This window comes from Uruburuella suis (genome assembly GCF_004341385.1).
Taxonomy (GTDB): Bacteria; Pseudomonadota; Gammaproteobacteria; order Burkholderiales; family Neisseriaceae; genus Neisseria; species Neisseria suis.
Genome location: NZ_SLXE01000009.1, coordinates 53,349 through 69,421 on the forward strand (window position 1 = coordinate 53,349; position 16,073 = coordinate 69,421).

Genomic DNA, 16,073 nt, shown 5'->3' on the forward strand with positions numbered 1-16,073 from the left:
AACAAGCGTCGGATTCGAGAATCCGACCTACGCGCTGTGTTGTTTCACGGGAAATAAAGCGATGCCGTCTGAAAGCTTTCAGACGGCCTCTACACGCGGTTTCGTTCGACTCTAATCCAAAAATCTCTTTAAAAATCAACGCCTCAGCAACACCCCCACAATCCGCTCAAACACCTTGCCGTAAGGCGGTGCCAGCAGCCCCATGCTGTTGATGCGGCTTTGCACAAACACGGGCTTGAGATGCGAAAAAGTTTCAAAGCCCGCCCGCCCGTGATAAGCGCCCATGCCCGAAGCGCCGATGCCGCCGAAAGGCAGGCCTTCCTGCGCCACATGCAGCAAGGTGTCGTTTACGCTCACGCCGCCGGACACGGTGCGCTGCAACACTTTGTCGATTTGCGCTTTATCTTTGCCGAACACATATAAAGCCAGCGGCCGCGGCCGTGCGCCGATATAGGCCAGCGCCTCATCCAGCGACGGATAAGGCAGCAGCGGCAGCAAGGGGCCGAAGATTTCTTCCTGCATCAGCAGCGTGTGTTCGGGCGCGCCGCTGATCAGGTGCGGCACCAGCAAGTTGTCGCCACCATCGCCGCGCCCGGCCAGCGGCACCACGGCCGCGCCCTCGCGCGCGGCTTCATCCAACCGGCTTTGCAAACGCCGGCGCTGGTTTTCATTGATGATGTGGCTGTAGTCGGGGTTGGCGGCCAAATCGGGATAATGCCTGCCCACCCAAGCGCGCGCTTTTTCGATAAAGGCCGCGTGCAGCGCTTGGGGCAGCAGCACATAATCGGGCGCAATGCAGGTTTGGCCGGCGTTTACCCATTTGCCGCTCATCACCCGCGCCACCGCCTGATCCAAATCGGCATCTTCCAAAATCAGCGTGGGCGATTTGCCGCCCAATTCCAGCGTGAGCGGGGTGAGGTTGGCAGCCGCCGCCTGCATCACCAAGCGGCCGACGGCGGTGGAGCCGGTGAAAAGCAGATGGTCAAACGGCAGCGCGGCAAAAGCCGCAGCCACATCCGCGCCGCCCTCCACAATGGCCAGCTCATCGGCGGCAAAATAGTGCGGCACGGTATCGGCCAGCCAGCGGCTGAACGCGGGCGCATGCTCCGAAGTTTTTACCATGGCGCGGTTGCCGGCGGCAAAGGCGCCGACCAAAGGGCCGATGCTGAGAAAAAGCGGATAATTCCACGGCGCAATCACGCCCACCACGCCCACAGGCTGCGGCACAATGCGGTTTTTCGCCGGCCAGAAAGGCCACGCCACCGCCGCCTTGCGCGGCCGCATCCAGCGCTTGCCGTGGCGCAGCGCATGGCGGATGCCCTCGAGCGTGGGCACCATTTCCAGCAAATCGGTTTCGTGGCGGCTGCGCCGGCCGAAATCGGCGCTGATGGCCGCTTGAATGGCTTCGCGGTGCGTGTGCAGCATATCGGCAAGCTTTTGCAAACGTTGCTGCCGCAGCGGCCAAGGCACTTCGATATGGCGGCGCGAAGCCTCGTGAAGCAGCTGGAAACAATCGGACAAATCGGCAGGTTTCATAAACACTCCTTGGGCGGAATATGGCTGATGGCCGCTTCGGCCAGCGCGGCAATGGTGAGGCTGGGGTTCACCCCCAGATTGGCGGAAATATTGGCGCCGTCTATCACATAAAGATTTTGATAGCCAAACACACGATGTTGCGCATCGCACACGCCCTCTTCGGGCGAAGCCGCCAGCGCCGCGCCGCCCATGCAGTGGGCGGTGGCCGGAATATTCAGAAACACATCGGCCACGCAGCTAAACGCGCTGCCGCCGTGCGCTTGGGCCGCCTGAAAAGCAAATTCGCCGGCAGCAGGAATATAAGCCGGAATCCGCGCCCCTTCGCTGGCCAGCCGCCGGCGCCACGGCCAAAACCACGGCCTGCGCCACACCATGTTCAAAGGCTGCGGCGCGGTTTGCATGCACAAAAAAATCAGCGATTCGCGCGCCATATTCTTCGGGCGCAAAGCCTGCCACATCTGCCGCGGGCGCGTGAGCCAGCCGCGCGCAAACGCGCCCAGCCATTGGCGCAGATTCATGCGGCCGGCGCGGCTGTGGTTCATCAGCGTGCCCAGCAGGCTGGCGATATTGGAGCCGGCCGGAAAGCGCGTGGCCTCGATGTGGGTGCCGTCGGCTAAGTGAATGCCCGAGCCGATGGCAATGCCGCGCGAAAAATCGGCGCTGCCGCCGGGAAAGCGCACGCCGATCAGCGATTCGGCATTGGTAAACACATTGCGCCCCAAAGCCGGCGAAAGATCGGGCAGCACACCTTTTTCTTTCATGTCAAACAACAAAGCCTGCGTGCCCAAGCTGCCGGCGGACACGATTACATTTTGCGCGGTGAAATGCTGCTCGGGCTGCTTGAAAGGCTGCACCGTCACCCGCCAGCCGGTGCGGCCCTTATCTTGTTTGTCCAAAGGCTCGATGCGGCTTACGCGGCTTTCCGCCAACACTTGCACGCCCAGCTTTTCAGCCAGATAAAGATAGTTGTAATCGAGCGAATTTTTGGCGCGGTGGCGGCAGCCCACCATGCAGCCGCCGCAGCCGATGCAGGGCGCACGCGCAGGGCCTTGGCCTGCGAAATAAGGGTCGCCCTGCTGCTGCGGCTGCGCATGCTCGTCATCCGCACCGAAATACACCGCCACGCGGGTGCGGTAAAAGCTGCCGCCCACGCCCGCTTCATCGGCCAATTTTTTCAGCATATGGTCGGCATCGGCCAGCAGCGGATTGGTGGTTACGCCGAGCATTTTTTCCGCCGTGCGGTAATGCTCGGGCATTTCAGCCGCCCAATCGCGCAAAAGCGCCCAAGTGCCGCTGCGCCACACTTTTTCCGGCGGCACGAGCAAGGTGTTGGCATAAACCACCGAGCCGCCGCCCACCGCATTGCCGTGCAGCACCAACATATGCCGAAACAGCCGCAGCGAAAAAAAGCCGCGGCAAAAAAGCGAGGGCAGCCACAGAAAACGGCGCAAATTGCGGGTGCTTTCAGGCATATCGCGCGGCGCGAAACGGCGCCCCTGCTCCACCACCATCACGCGGTAGCCTTTTTGCGCCAGCCGCAAAGCCGACACGCTACCGCCGAAGCCGGAGCCGATAATCAGATAATCGGTGTCAAACGCAGCCATATCCGCCTCTATTTTCTTGTTTTCACACGCTTTCAGACGGCCTAGCGGTTTCACAGGCCGTCTGAAAGCTTTATAGCACAGGCCGGCAATGCGCAGGGCATATCTCATACCAATCCCAAAAAATAACCTAACTTCGTTGCCTCACCTTGCCGTACTATCTGTACTGTCGCAGGCTTCCGCCTTGTTAGCTTGCTTTTTTGAATGGGTATCATTTCCGCACGGCCAATTTCAAAAACAGGCCGTCTGAAAACCTTGTTCAGACGGCCTTTCTCAAGCACAACACAGATTTCAGACAAAGCTCGAAAATCCGTTTAGAATAAGCCGCACACTCTTTTTCAACAGGATTTCATCATGACCAAAATCGCTCTGATTATCGGCAGCCTCAGCCGCGCATCCATTAACCGCACCGTGGCGCAACACCTCGCCGCGCAAGCGCCTGAAGGTGTGGTGGTGGAAGAAGTGCAGATCGGCGACTTGCCGCTCTACACGCAAGATCTCGACAGCGAAAGCATTCCCGCTTATGAGCGCGTGCGTGCGCAGCTGCAAGCGGCCGATGCGGTGTTGATTGTCAGCCCCGAACACAACCGCAGCATGCCCGCCGCCGTGAAAAATCTGCTCGACATTGCCTCGCGCCCAGCCGGCAAAAGCCTGTGGGGCGGCAAGAAAACCGCTGTGATTACCGCGTCGCCCGGCAGCTACGGCGGCATCAACAGCGGCCTGCACATCCGCCAAAGCCTGCAAGCGATGAGCGCCGATGTGATGATTGCGCCCGAAGTGTTTCTCAGCCGCGCCCACACCGCGCTTGCCGACGGCCAAGTGAATGATGAGCGCACCGCTGCTTTCCTCAACAAATTTGCCGCCGCGTTTTATGGCTGGGCGAAAGCCGAATAAGCCGCAACCTTTCAGACGGCCTCGGTATCAAAAATGTGCCTACTTGTGCCAAGCGCTGCAAGGCATAAAATAAGGTTTATCACCGATAAACGAGGCAGCGGCTGAGGCCGTCTGAAAAAAATGAACACATTATTCAAACCCACCCACATCCACAGCAAGCTTGATGGCAGCTGGCTTTATCTGCACGAGCAGATGCCGCCGCAAAAATGGGCGGCACTGCCGAGCTTCGGCACAGCGGCCACTTGGCTGGGCATGCACCACAGCCTGCGCCGCGGCCAGGGCGAGCTAGATTATTTATCGCGCGAATATCAGCAAGGGCGGCTGCTTTGGCCCGATTACCGCAGCCGCCTGCTGCATGCCGCCGAGCTGCATTACGGCCATTTACACGGCCACCACCGGCTCGAAGACACACACCATTTTCCGCAAATGCGCAAGCTCGAGCCGAAATTGGCGCAAGGCTTTGATGTGCTCGATGCCGATCACCATCACATTGAGCAGCAGCTCTACCGCATCCAAACCCTGCTGGCCGCGCTCAAGCAAAACGAAGCCGCCAACCCGGCGCTGGCCGACAAGCTCGCGCAAGCCATTGAAGAGGGCGGCGGCGCGCTTTACCGCCATTTGGCCGATGAAGAAGATTTGGTGATTCCGATTTTGGCCTTGCGGGCGGAATAGTTTTTATTTATTTTTCAAGTGATGCCGATTCTAAAAAATAATACAAACAGGCCGCCCGTAGGTCGGATTCTCGAATCCGACACTTGTTCTCAGAACAAGGCAGGCACATTGCTTTGGCCGCCGGCCAAACGTCGGATTCAAGAATCCGACCTACGCGGTTGGTGCTGTTGAACTGCTTTTATTTTGTTATCTTATTTTTTAGCACGGATATTATTTATTTTTCAAGAAAGAACGATTATGAACATCACCCAGCAAGACGACGGCAAACACGGCGCTTTTCTCGCGCACGCAGAGGGCAAACAAGCCGGTGAAATGACTTACACTTGGGCGGGCGAAGCCATGTTTATCATCGACCACACCGATGTGGACGAAGCGTTTAAAGGCCAAGGCGTCGGCCGCCGTCTGCTCGATGCCGCCGTGGCTTTTGCGCGCGAAAAAAACATCAAAATCCTGCCGCTGTGTCCTTATGCCAAATCGGTGTTCGACAAAGACAGCAGCATCCACGATGTGTTGCGCACTTAACCGGAGCCTTGCCATGAAACGCGATTACACCGTTATCGATAATCGGGAAAAGCAGCGCTTTGAAATTCATGCCGAAGGCCATATTGCTTTTGAAGACTACGCCTTGTTTGAAGGCGGCATTGCCTACCTGCACACCGAAGTGCCGCCCGAATTGGGCGGGCGCGGCATTGCTTCGTTTTTAATCCAATACCTTTTGGATGACGCCGCCGCCAAAGGCTTGAAAGTGAAGCCGGTGTGTCCGGTGGTGCGCGCCTATATTGAAAAACACCCCGAATATCAGGCCAACACCGTGCCCTGGCAGGATGGATAACCAAGTTTCAGGTAGCCTTGATTCGCAACAGCGTAGCTTGGGTTGATAAACCCAACGTTTCAGACGGCCTGTGGGCTTGTTGGGTTTGCAGCCCAACCTACCCGCTGCATTTTTAGAATAGGCCGTCTGAAACCATACGCAACTTTCAGCAACAGCGTAGCTTGGGTTGATAAACCCAACGTTTCAGACGGCTTGTAGATTTGTTGGGTTTGCAACCCAACCTACCCGCTGCCGTTTTCAGGTAGCCCTGATGCGCATCAAGGCTACCTGAACAGCAAAAGCAGCAATATTGATTTCACGGAGCAACTTATGGCAGCAGAAGGTGCGGGCGAGCTCGTCCGCGTGGTGACATTATTGGCGGCGGCAGTTATCGCTGTGCCTTTGTTCAAACGTTTGGGGCTGGGCTCTGTGCTGGGCTATCTGGCCGCCGGCCTGATTATCGGCCCTTTCGGCCTGAAATTTTTCGACGACCCGCAAGCCATTATCCATGTGGCCGAATTGGGCGTGGTGATGTTTTTGTTTGTTATCGGCTTGGAAATGAAGCCCTCGCACTTGTGGAACCTGCGCCGGCAGATTTTCGGGCTGGGCAGCATGCAGGTGATTTTGGCCGCAGCCATGCTCACTTTCGTGGGCATTGCGTTTGGCTATCCGTGGCAGGTGGCGTTTGTGAGCGCATCGGGCTTTGTGCTCACCTCCACCGCCATTGTGATGCAGGTTTTGGGCGAGCGCCACGAATTGGCCACGCCGCAAGGCCAGAGCATGGTGTCGATTTTATTGTTTGAAGATTTGCTGATTGTGCCGCTGCTGGCTGTGGTGGCCTTTATGGCGCCCACCGTGCCCACGGCAACGGCCGACACCTCGCTGTGGATGAAGCTGGGCATGGCGGTTTTGTCGCTGGCCATATTGGTGGCGGCCGGGCGCTGGCTGCTCAACCCGATGTTCGGCATTTTGGCCAAATCCAAAGCGCGTGAAGTGATGACGGCGGCGGCGCTTTTGGTGGTGCTGGGCGCGGCTTTGCTGATGGAATGGGGCGGCTTGTCGATGGCGATGGGCGCATTTTTGGCCGGTGTGTTGCTGTCGGAATCAAGCTTCCGCCACCAGCTTGAAGCCGATATCGAGCCTTTCCGCGGCCTCTTGCTCGGCCTGTTTTTTCTCGGCGTGGGCATGGCGCTCGATTTAAACGTGGTGGCGCAAAACTGGAAGCTGATTGTGTCGGGCGTGCTGGCGCTGATGGCGGCCAAAGCGGCGGTGATTTACGGCGTGGCGCGGCTGGCCAAAAGCAGCCACGCCGATGCCCTCGAGCGCGCGGTGTTGATGGCTCAGGGCGGCGAATTTGCCTTTGTGCTGTTTTCGGCGGCGGCCTCGCAAGGGGTAATCAGCGGCACGGTAAATGCCAATATGACCGCCATTGTGGTGCTTTCGATGGCGCTCACGCCGCTGTTTTTAATCATACACGGGCGTTTTTCCCGCAAAAACGGCATCAATCTGGAAGGCGTGGAAAGCCTCAACGGCGATGAAGCGCTGCGCGGCAATGTGCTGATTATCGGCTTCGGCCGCGTCGGCCAAATCGCCAGCCAAGCGCCGATTGCCTATGGCGCGCAGATTTCGATTATCGACAACAATCCCGACATCATCCGCCAAGCCGATAAAGACGGCTTTAAAGTGTATTACGGCGATGGCGCGCGCGAAGACATTCTGCATGCCGCCGGTGCAGAAAATGCCGATTGCATTTTGATTTGCATCGACGATGCCCACGCCACCACCCGCATTGTGGAAATCGCCAAACATGTCTGCCCCAACACGCGGCTGATTGTGCGCGCTTTCGACCGCGAGCACGCCTTTGAATTGGTGAAAGCGCAAGCCGATTTCTTCGTGCGCGAAACCTTTGAAGCCGCCATGAGCATGGGCAACGAAGCGGTGAAAATGCTGGGCGCCGATGAAAGCCAAAGCGCCGAAATCTGCGAGCGCGTGCGCCGCACCGACAAAGAGCGCTTCGCGCTGGAAGTGGCCGGCGACACCTTTGCCGGACGCGCCCTGCTGCTGAAAAACGCCCCGCCGAAAGCACCGCATTAACTTTTTTCTATCATTGATTATTGATTCAGGAGCCTACCATGAACACAGAAACCTTCACCGCCAACACCAAAGACGTAGGCGGCATTCCCGTTGCCCGATTACTGCCGCAAAAAGAGCGCCGCACCATAGGCGCATGGTGCTTTCTCGACCACGCCGGCCCCGCCGTGTTCAAAGCCGATTCAGACGGCATGCAAGTGGGCGCGCACCCGCACACCAACCTGCAAACCTTCACCTGGATGCTCGAAGGCGAAATGTGGCACCAAGACAGCTTGGGCTTCCGCCAGCTTGTGCGCCCCGGCCAAGTCAACCTGATGACCGCCGGCACCGGCAGCGCACACGGCATCGCCCACACCGAGCAAACCCCTGAAAATGTAAACACGCTGCACGCCGTGCAATTGTGGATTGCCCTGCCGATGAACCAAGAAATCGCGCCCAACTTCGAGCATTATCCTGAGCTGCCCGCCTGGCAGGAAAACGGCGCAGATTATGTGCTCACCACCGGCGCTTTCGGCGGCCGCCGCGCCCCCACCACCCAACACAGCCCGCTGGTGGGCGTGGATATTCAAGTGCGCGAAGCCCAAACCCTCACCATTGAAGCCGAAGCCGGTTGGGAATACGGCGCGCTGGTAATCACCGGCAGCGTGGCCGCCGCCGACGGCACACGCGCCGGTGCCGATGAATTGCTGTTTATCGAGCAGGCCGAAGGCAGCTTCACGCTGGCAGCCGAAGCCGGCACCCACATCATGCTCTTGGGCGGCGAGCCTTTGCCGCACCCGACCGTGATGTGGTGGAATTTCGTTGCCGACAGCCGCGAAGCCATCGCCCAAGCCGTGGCCGATTGGAACAACCACCACCCGCGCTTCGGCCAAGAAATCGACTTGAGCGGCAGCACGCTCAAACGCCTGGTTGCCCCCGAAGCACCCGCCGGCATACGCTGAAGCAAGGCCATCTGAAAGATTTCAGACGGCCAATAAAATGTAGGTCGGATACTCGTATCCGACATTTTTCCGCAACCTTGAAAACCTTGTTCTGCGAACAAGCGTCGGATTCGAGAATCCGACCTACGCACTATAAAACGCAAAGGCCGTCTGAAAATTTTCAGACGGCATTTGTTACTTTCGTCCAACCGTGGCGGCCACTTCGCCATCATCAAACACCAGAAAATGTAGGTCGGATACTTGTATCCGACATTTTTCCTGTCACCGCGTAGGTTGGGTTGATAAACCCAACGTTTCAGACGGCTTATGGATTTGTTGGGTTTGCAACCCAACCTACCCGCTTGTATCCGACATTTTCCGCAACCTTGAAAACCTTGTTCTGCGAACAAGTGTCGGATTCGAGAATCCGACCTACGCCCTATAAAATGCAAATGCCGTCTGAAAATTTTCAGACGGCATTTGTTACTTTCGTCAAACCGTGGCGGCCACTTCGCCATCATCAAACACCAGCACCCGCTCCGGCCAGCGCATGGCGGCGAGGCGGAATTCGGAGTGAGCGGGCGCAATGCCGGCTTTGCGGTCGCGCCAGCGGGCGCCGACGGAATAATCGATGCAGAACACATTGTGCACCGCGCCGTGCCAAGCGTTGTTTTGCGGCGGCATCAGGTTTTCACGGGTGGGGTCGACGGGGGGCGGATTCCAGCGCCGCCAGTAATGGCCGATCAATACGGCGGGGGTGTCGTGATGGTTTTGCCACCAGGCGCTGCGGGCGGTGTAGCGCCAGCGGCCGCCGGCGTAAAAAGGAGCGGGTGCGATCACTTCTGCGCCGCTGGTGAGTGCGCGGATGGGGTGCAGGCGGCTGCGCGCCAGCTCGTATTGCGCGGTGGCCGGCATGGGCGGCGGCGGCATATCGGCGTTTTCCAGCGCTTCGGCGTGCTTTTCTTGTTCGCGCAGATAATCGCCATACCACGAGGCCGTCTGAAGCGCGTGCACCAATTCATCATCGTAGCGGCGGTATTGGGCGATTAAATCTTCACCCACGGCGGCTTCAAGCGTGGCGAGGCTCTCCGGCAGCCAAGCCGCATGCACAATGCGCAAATCTTGGTTTGCCAACACCAGCGGCTGCTCGGCCAGCCAAGCATTGAGCGCGGGCTTGTCGGCCTCGGGCAGCATCTTCCACGGCGCGTATTGGCGGCCGTCTTTTTCGGCGCGGCAGGGAAAATACCAGCCGGAGCCGTCTTTGGGTTCGTCCACCAAGGCATTCAATTCGTGATTGCCGAGCACCATAAAGGCATGGCCGGCATCGTGTGCCTGCTTAAACCAAGCCAGCACCGCGGGGCTGTCGGGGCCGCGGTCGCACAAATCGCCCACAAACACGAGCTTGCGCCCCTGCGGGTGGCTGCCGTTGTCGCGGTAGCCCAAATGGTGCAGCAGCGATTGCAGAGCGGCAAATTCGCCGTGCACATCGCCGATGATGTCGAGCGCGGTGGCGGGCAGGGTTTGGCGGTAGCGGTAAGTCATGGCGGCCTCTTAAAGTGAAGTGGCAAGCTTATCCGCTTTGGGCAGGCGGGGCAAGCCGCTGCGCCGCCGTTTCAGACGGCCTTTTGCCCATTTTCCCGTAATTTCATTACAAGTTATCGTGCTTCAGCACATTTCCCCGATATTTTACTTCTCCGTGCGCATTTTGCTAAATCGGCAACATTGTTAACAGTATTTCGCTTTTGCCTTTTATAATTGTTGACAATCTTGTTTTTCATTTGCTAATCTTCACTCAAGATTGTTTACAATTCAAATCATGAAATGCAGGCAATTCAATATTACCAGCCTATTTTCTTTCAACTTTTTCGGAGAAACCCGCCATGCTAAGCAAGCGCCAATTTTTACTCTCGGCAATATGTTCCACTTTTCTTTTGTTCGGCTGCGGTCAAAAATCAGGCGAACAAGCCGCGCAAAGCGGCGCTTCTGATGCCGCACCCGCTGTTGCCGCCGCCTCGGGTGACACCATTAAAGTAGGTGTATTACATTCTTTGAGCGGCACGATGGCGATTTCCGAATCGGCGTTGAAAGACACGGTGTTGATGCTTATCGACGAGCAAAACGCCAAAGGCGGCGTGTTGGGCAAAAAGCTGGAGCCGGTGGTGGTGGATCCGGCTTCCAACTGGCCGCTGTTTGCCGAAAAAGCGCGCGAGCTGTTGGCGAAAGACAAAGTGGCGGTAACTTTCGGCGGCTGGACTTCCGTGTCGCGCAAATCGGTGCTGCCGGTTTATGAAGAGCTCAACGGCATTTTGTTTTACCCCGTGCAATGGGAAGGCCAGGAATCTTCCGCCAATATTTTCTACACCGGCGCCACGCCCAACCAGCAGGCGATTCCGGCGGTGGATTACCTGCTCGACCAAGGCGTGAAACGCTTTGCGCTCTTGGGCACGGATTATGTGTATCCGCGCACCACCAATAAAATTCTCGAAGCCTATCTGAAATCGAAAGGCATTGCCGCCAAAGACATCATGGTGAATTACACGCCGTTTGGCCAATCGGATTGGCAATCAATTGTGGCCGATGTGAAAAAATTCGGTGCTGCGGGCAACGCTGCCGTGGTGTCGACCATCAACGGCGATGCCAACGTGCCTTTCTATAAGGAATTGGCCAACCAAAGCATCACGCCCGACCAAATTCCGGTGATTGCGTTTTCGGTGGGCGAACAAGAGCTTTCCGGCATCGACACCAAGCCGCTGGTGGGGCATTTGGCAGCGTGGAATTATTTCGAGAGCATCAACACAGCGGCCAACGAAACCTTTATCAAAAACTGGAAAGCCTTCAAAAAAGACAGCAAAGCCGTGACCAACGACCCGATGGAAGCCACTTATATCGGCTTCAATATGTGGGTGAAAGCGGTGGAAAAAGCTGGCAGCACCGAGCCTGATGCGGTGAAAAAAGCGCTGATCGGCGTGGAAGCGCCCAACCTCACCGGCGGCGGCGCCAAAATGTTGGCCAACCACATGATCACCAAACCTGTGTTTATCGGCGAAATTCAAGACAACGGCCAGTTTGACGTGGTGTGGCAAACCCAGGGCGAAGTGGCGGGCGAAGCTTGGTCGCCGCTGTTGCCCGAATCGGCCAATCTGGTGGCCGACTGGGCCGACCCGGTGAATTGCGGCGCTTACGACCAAGCCGCCCAAAAATGCACCGCCGGTGTGAAATAAGCTGAGCCAGGCCGTCTGAAAAGCATTCAATATTTTCAGACGGCCTGTTTGTTTTGAAACTGTTGTGCAGAAAGTTTGCAAACCCGCCTTATGAAATATGGCCGGATTTATCCAATATGAATCGAAGAATTGATTGATTCGGCAATTAAATATTGAACATTTTCGAATACCGGCAAACAAGCCTTTGGCTTGTTGCCCGCTCCCACGTGATAGGGAACAGGTTTTTGCTGCGGGTAAGAGAATGTGAATATTCAATCATTCATTACCGTGCCTATAAGAAACAGCACATCTCTTCGGCTTCAGACGGCCTGCAACCATCTGTTCCCTCCCCTGTGGGGGAGGGTTGGGAAGAGGGCACAAACCCGAAGGGTTTGCATTTTGCACAAACAAGCTGTTCTGTTTTTTACGGCAGCAATCACAACCCTAAAATAAGGATGCCTTATGAAGCCTCCCTCTTTCCTCAAACAAACCCTCGGCAGCTTCGTGCTGGCGTTGGCATTCGGCCTCAGCGCTCCCGCTGCGCTCGCCGATGAAGCCGCTGTTGCCGAAATTCAGACAGAAACACCGGCCCGCCCTGCCCCCGCCGATTTTCAGACGGCCTTGCAAGGCTTGGCCGCCAATGATTTCCACACCAAACAAGCCGCGGTGGAAGCGCTGGCCGCATCCGGCCATGTGCACACGCTCGATATTCTGGCGGCGCTGGCCGATGGCCACCTGTTTGCTTCGGGCAATGCGTTTTATATTCAAAACGTGCAAACCGACACTTTTGCACCGATAGATGCGCCCGATACAGCGGCAGAAAAGCCTGAAGGCGCGCACAAAATCACGGTAAACAACAAAATCCGCCAATGGGTGCGCCATTATGTGGCTGAAAACGCTTTGCTCAGCAGCCATCCGGCCGAGCGCAAAGCGGCGATGATGCAGATGCTGCAAAAAAACGATGCCTCCGCGCTCGCTCAAGTTCAGACGGCCTTGCCCAAAGAAACCGATAAAAACGTGCGCGCGTTGATGGAAACCTATATTGCCCGCGCCGATTTGCAAAGCGCCGACACCAGCCGCCACGCCGCCGCCATTGCCGTGCTCGATAAAAGTGGGCTACCTGAAAACTTAAGCCTGCTGCAAAACTATGTTCAGACGGCCTCTACCCCTGCATTAAAAGCGCAGGCGCAAAAAGCCATTTCGTCTATCGAAACCAAGCTCGATCTGCTCAAAGGTGCGGAAACCTTAAGCTTCGGCCTGAGCCTGGGCTCGGTGCTGGTGCTCACTGCCATCGGTTTGGCGATTACCTTTGGCGTGATGGGCGTGATCAATATGGCGCACGGCGAATTGATGATGATCGGCGCTTATTGCGCTTATGTGGTGCAGCTTTTGATGCCGAACCACATCGGCTGGTCGATTGCGGTGGCGATTCCCGTGGCGTTTTTGGTGAGCGGCTTCGTGGGCGTGTTGATTGAGCGCTTTGTGGTGCGCTATTTATATGGCCGCCCGCTGGAAACGCTGCTGGCCACCTTCGGCATCAGCCTGATTTTGCAGCAAGCCGTGCGCAGCGTGTTTTCGCCGCTCAACCGTTTGGTGCAAAGCCCCGAATGGATGAGCGGCGCGTGGGAAGTGATGCCGGGTTTGTCGATTACTTGGAACCGCGTGTATATCTTTATTTTCTGCCTGCTGTGTTTCTTCACGCTCTTGGCGGTGATGAAACGCACCCGCTTGGGGCTGGAAGTGCGTGCGGTGTCGCAAAACCGCCATATGGCGCGCGCCATGGGCATCAGCGACCGCAAAGTGGATATGCTCACTTTCGGCTTAGGCTCGGGCATTGCCGGTGTGGCCGGCGTGGCCTTGTCGCAGCTCACCAATGTGGGGCCCAATCTGGGGCAGCAATATATTGTCGATTCTTTTATGGTGGTGGTGGTTGGCGGCGTGGGCAATTTGTGGGGCACGCTGGTGTCGGGCTTAACGCTGGGCGTGTTGAACAAATTATTCGAACCGTGGCTGGGCGCGGTGTTGGCCAAAGCCATTGTGTTGGTGCTGATTATTCTGTTTATCCAAAAATATCCGCGCGGTTTGTTTCCGCAGAAAGGCAGGGGGGTTGAATGAGCTCCGCAATCGTAACCGCATTCCGGCGCGAGCCGCGCTTGGGCAAAATCACCCTCGGCCTGTTGCTGGCGCTGATTATCTTGGTGCCGATCGGCAACTTGCTGATTCCCGCCGGCAGCGCGCTGCATGTTTCCACCTACACCGTTACCCTGCTCGGCAAATATCTTTGCTATGCGCTCTTGGCGCTGGCATTGGATTTGGCCTGGGGCTATCTGGGCATTTTAAGCCTCGGCCACGGTGCGTTTTTCGCGCTCGGCGGCTACGCGATGGGCATGTATTTAATGCGCGAAATCGGCACGCGCGGCGCTTATGGCAATGCCAATCTGCCCGATTTTATGGTGTTTCTCAATTGGAGCGAATTGCCGTGGTTTTGGCTCGGCAGCGAATATTTCGTGTGGGCGCTGGTGATGATGCTGTTTGTGCCCGGCTTGCTGGCGTTTGTGTTGGGCGGGCTGTGTTTCCGCTCACGCGTGTCGGGCGTGTATTTATCCATCATCACCCAAGCGATGACGTATGCTTTGATGCTGGCTTTTTACCGCAATGAAATGGGCTTTGGCGGCAACAACGGCCTCACCGATTTTAAAGACATTTTGGGCTTCAGCCTCACCGCTGACACCACCCGCGTGGCCTTGTTTGCCATCACCGGCCTCACCGTGCTCGCGGTATATGGCCTGCTGCGCAGCATCATGGATTCCCGCTTGGGCAAGCTCGTGGTGGCGGTGCGCGATGCCGAAATGCGCGTGCGTTTTGTCGGCTTTCGGGTGGAACACATCAAGCTGGCCATTTTCGTGCTCTCGGCCATGATTGCCGGTGTGGCCGGTGCGCTTTATGTGCCGCAAGTGGGCATCATCAACCCGAGCGAATTCGCGCCGCTCGCTTCAATTGAAATCATCATTTGGGTGGCACTCGGCGGCCGGGCGACTTTGTTTGGCGCGATTATCGGCGCGTTTGTGGTGAATTATGCCAAAACCTGGCTCACCGCCGCCTTTCCCGATGCGTGGTTATTCTTTTTGGGCGCGCTGTTTGTGTTGGTGACTATTTTTCTGAAAGAAGGCATTGCCGGTTTGGTGGCGCAAAAGCGCAAACCGCAAGACACCCCGCCGCCGTCTGAAACCCCCGCCGCACAGGAGGAAGCCGCATGAGCCTTGTGAACAAAACCCGTTTCGACAATATCCACATCGACAACAAATATATTCTTTATATGGAAGATGTTTCGGTGAGCTTCGACGGCTTCAAAGCCATCAACGGCCTCAACCTTTATATCGACAAAGGCGAGTTGCGCTGCATCATCGGCCCCAACGGCGCAGGCAAATCGACCATGATGGACATCATCACCGGCAAAACCCGCCCCGACCAAGGCAATGTGTGGCTCGGCCAGCGCTACAACCTCTTGGAAATGGATGAAGCCGAAATCGCCCGCGCCGGCATCGGCCGCAAATTCCAAACCCCCACCGTGTTTGAATCGCTCAGCGTTTACGACAACCTCTCGCTCGCCGCCGCCGGCAGCAAAAGCGTGTTTGGCGCCTATTTCGGCAAAAGCCGCAAACTTTCGGGCGAACAAAACGACTTGCTCGATAAGGTATTGCACACCATCGGCCTCACCGCTACCCGCCAACGCCCCGCCGGTGTGCTCTCGCACGGCCAAAAACAATGGCTGGAAATCGGCATGCTCTTGATGCAGAAGCCCAAACTGCTGCTCATCGACGAACCCGTTACCGGCATGACCCACGGCGAAATCGAGCGCACCGCCGAATTGCTCACCGGCCTGGCCGGCGAACAAGCCGTGGTGGTGGTGGAACACGACATGGAATTCGTGCGAAAAATCGCCCGCAAAGTCACCGTGTTGCACCAAGGCAGCGTGCTGGCCGAAGGCAGCCTGCCCGAAGTGCAAGCCAACCGGCAGGTGGTGGATGTGTATCTTGGTGGCGGGCATTAAAGGCCGTCTGCACAACAAACCGCGTAGGTCGGATACTTGTATCCGACAAAGCCGAGGCTACCTGAAAATATTGTTCTGCGAACAAGCGTCGGATTCGAGAATCCGACCTACGCCGAACGGGTTTACCGCCGCACAATCTGATGCCGTCTGAAACCCGTGTAGGTCGGATACTCGTATCCGACATCCGCCACCCGCCTGATACTTGTTCTGCGAACAAGCGTCGGATTCGAGAATCTGACCTACAACTGAAAAGATTGAGAAACCATACCCCACACCGCCGCCACAACCCGATGCCGT

General features: G+C 57.1%; 13 protein-coding genes. 10 read left to right on the forward strand and 3 right to left on the reverse strand.

The genetic code is table 11. The annotated features are described in order from the left end of the window. Window positions 1–135 precede the first annotated feature (135 nt). Together EV680_RS04720 and EV680_RS04725 are read right to left on the reverse strand one after the other, a co-directional pair. Window positions 136–1,536: a coniferyl aldehyde dehydrogenase gene (locus EV680_RS04720; protein ID WP_132953590.1), complete on the reverse strand. Its 1,401-nt coding sequence runs from the start codon at window positions 1,534–1,536 to the stop codon at window positions 136–138. Further along, on the reverse strand, window positions 1,533–3,248 hold the full coding sequence (locus tag EV680_RS04725; RefSeq protein WP_207894289.1) for a GMC oxidoreductase: 1,716 nt from the start codon (window positions 3,246–3,248) through the stop codon (window positions 1,533–1,535). Before EV680_RS04725 ends, EV680_RS04720 begins: the two co-directional genes overlap by 4 nt. Window positions 3,249–3,491: 243 nt before the next feature. On the opposite strand from EV680_RS04725, the gene EV680_RS04730 reads away from it, so the two are divergent. From EV680_RS04730 to EV680_RS04755, 6 genes are all read left to right on the forward strand, one after another. After that, window positions 3,492–4,031, forward strand: coding sequence for an NADPH-dependent FMN reductase (locus EV680_RS04730; protein WP_132953591.1), 540 nt, complete (start codon window positions 3,492–3,494; stop codon window positions 4,029–4,031). A gap of 120 nt (window positions 4,032–4,151) precedes the next feature. After that, window positions 4,152–4,703 (forward strand): hemerythrin domain-containing protein, encoded by a 552-nt coding sequence (locus tag EV680_RS04735; RefSeq protein WP_132953592.1) that lies wholly within the window; start codon window positions 4,152–4,154, stop codon window positions 4,701–4,703. 237 nt (window positions 4,704–4,940) lie between these two features. Continuing rightward, window positions 4,941–5,225, forward strand: coding sequence for a GNAT family N-acetyltransferase (locus EV680_RS04740; RefSeq protein WP_132953593.1), 285 nt, complete (start codon window positions 4,941–4,943; stop codon window positions 5,223–5,225). Window positions 5,226–5,238: 13 nt separating this feature from the next. Beyond that, a complete protein-coding gene (locus tag EV680_RS04745) occupies window positions 5,239–5,535 on the forward strand; it encodes a GNAT family N-acetyltransferase (protein ID WP_132953594.1) in 297 nt (98 codons plus the stop codon). A 309-nt stretch (window positions 5,536–5,844) separates the two neighbouring features. Further along, complete coding sequence (locus EV680_RS04750; RefSeq protein ID WP_132953595.1) at window positions 5,845–7,608, forward strand: monovalent cation:proton antiporter-2 (CPA2) family protein; 1,764 nt, start codon at window positions 5,845–5,847, stop codon at window positions 7,606–7,608. A gap of 38 nt (window positions 7,609–7,646) precedes the next feature. Next, window positions 7,647–8,546 (forward strand): pirin family protein, encoded by a 900-nt coding sequence (locus EV680_RS04755; RefSeq protein WP_132953596.1) that lies wholly within the window; start codon window positions 7,647–7,649, stop codon window positions 8,544–8,546. 471 nt (window positions 8,547–9,017) lie between these two features. On the opposite strand, the gene EV680_RS04760 is transcribed toward EV680_RS04755, so the two are convergent. Next, window positions 9,018–10,067 carry a metallophosphoesterase gene (locus EV680_RS04760; RefSeq protein WP_132953597.1) on the reverse strand — a complete coding sequence of 350 codons (1,050 nt, stop codon included), beginning with the start codon at window positions 10,065–10,067 and terminating at the stop codon, window positions 9,018–9,020. A gap of 338 nt (window positions 10,068–10,405) precedes the next feature. Between EV680_RS04760 and urtA the strand changes: the two genes are divergently transcribed. From urtA to urtD, 4 genes are all read left to right on the forward strand, one after another. Beyond that, the gene (gene urtA, locus EV680_RS04765) at window positions 10,406–11,746 is read left to right on the forward strand and encodes an urea ABC transporter substrate-binding protein (protein WP_132953598.1); all 1,341 of its coding nucleotides are present in this window, start codon (window positions 10,406–10,408) and stop codon (window positions 11,744–11,746) included. A 441-nt stretch (window positions 11,747–12,187) separates the two neighbouring features. Beyond that, window positions 12,188–13,840, forward strand: a complete 1,653-nt coding sequence (gene urtB, locus EV680_RS04770; protein WP_132953599.1) for an urea ABC transporter permease subunit UrtB — start codon at window positions 12,188–12,190, stop codon at window positions 13,838–13,840. Then, the gene (urtC, locus tag EV680_RS04775; RefSeq protein ID WP_132953600.1) at window positions 13,837–14,982 is read left to right on the forward strand and encodes an urea ABC transporter permease subunit UrtC; all 1,146 of its coding nucleotides are present in this window, start codon (window positions 13,837–13,839) and stop codon (window positions 14,980–14,982) included. The genes urtB and urtC overlap by 4 nt, the downstream gene beginning before the upstream one ends. Continuing rightward, window positions 14,979–15,776, forward strand: a complete 798-nt coding sequence (gene urtD, locus EV680_RS04780) for an urea ABC transporter ATP-binding protein UrtD (RefSeq protein WP_132953601.1) — start codon at window positions 14,979–14,981, stop codon at window positions 15,774–15,776. The genes urtC and urtD overlap by 4 nt, the downstream gene beginning before the upstream one ends. The last annotated feature ends 297 nt before the right edge of the window (window positions 15,777–16,073 follow it).

What these genes read in the sequence shown, in the direction of transcription:
- EV680_RS04730 (WP_132953591.1), top strand. Translation starts at nt 3,492, where the DNA reads ATGACCAAAATCGCTCTGATTATCGGCAGCCTCAGCCGCGCATCCATT.
- EV680_RS04745 (WP_132953594.1), top strand. Translation starts at nt 5,239, where the DNA reads ATGAAACGCGATTACACCGTTATCGATAATCGGGAAAAGCAGCGCTTT.
- EV680_RS04740 (WP_132953593.1), top strand. Translation starts at nt 4,941, where the DNA reads ATGAACATCACCCAGCAAGACGACGGCAAACACGGCGCTTTTCTCGCG.
- urtC (WP_132953600.1), top strand. Translation starts at nt 13,837, where the DNA reads ATGAGCTCCGCAATCGTAACCGCATTCCGGCGCGAGCCGCGCTTGGGC.
- EV680_RS04755 (WP_132953596.1), top strand. Translation starts at nt 7,647, where the DNA reads ATGAACACAGAAACCTTCACCGCCAACACCAAAGACGTAGGCGGCATT.
- EV680_RS04725 (WP_207894289.1), bottom strand. Translation starts at nt 3,248, where the DNA reads ATGAGATATGCCCTGCGCATTGCCGGCCTGTGCTATAAAGCTTTCAGA.
- EV680_RS04735 (WP_132953592.1), top strand. Translation starts at nt 4,152, where the DNA reads ATGAACACATTATTCAAACCCACCCACATCCACAGCAAGCTTGATGGC.
- urtA (WP_132953598.1), top strand. Translation starts at nt 10,406, where the DNA reads ATGCTAAGCAAGCGCCAATTTTTACTCTCGGCAATATGTTCCACTTTT.
- EV680_RS04750 (WP_132953595.1), top strand. Translation starts at nt 5,845, where the DNA reads ATGGCAGCAGAAGGTGCGGGCGAGCTCGTCCGCGTGGTGACATTATTG.
- EV680_RS04720 (WP_132953590.1), bottom strand. Translation starts at nt 1,536, where the DNA reads ATGAAACCTGCCGATTTGTCCGATTGTTTCCAGCTGCTTCACGAGGCT.
- urtD (WP_132953601.1), top strand. Translation starts at nt 14,979, where the DNA reads ATGAGCCTTGTGAACAAAACCCGTTTCGACAATATCCACATCGACAAC.
- EV680_RS04760 (WP_132953597.1), bottom strand. Translation starts at nt 10,067, where the DNA reads ATGACTTACCGCTACCGCCAAACCCTGCCCGCCACCGCGCTCGACATC.
- urtB (WP_132953599.1), top strand. Translation starts at nt 12,188, where the DNA reads ATGAAGCCTCCCTCTTTCCTCAAACAAACCCTCGGCAGCTTCGTGCTG.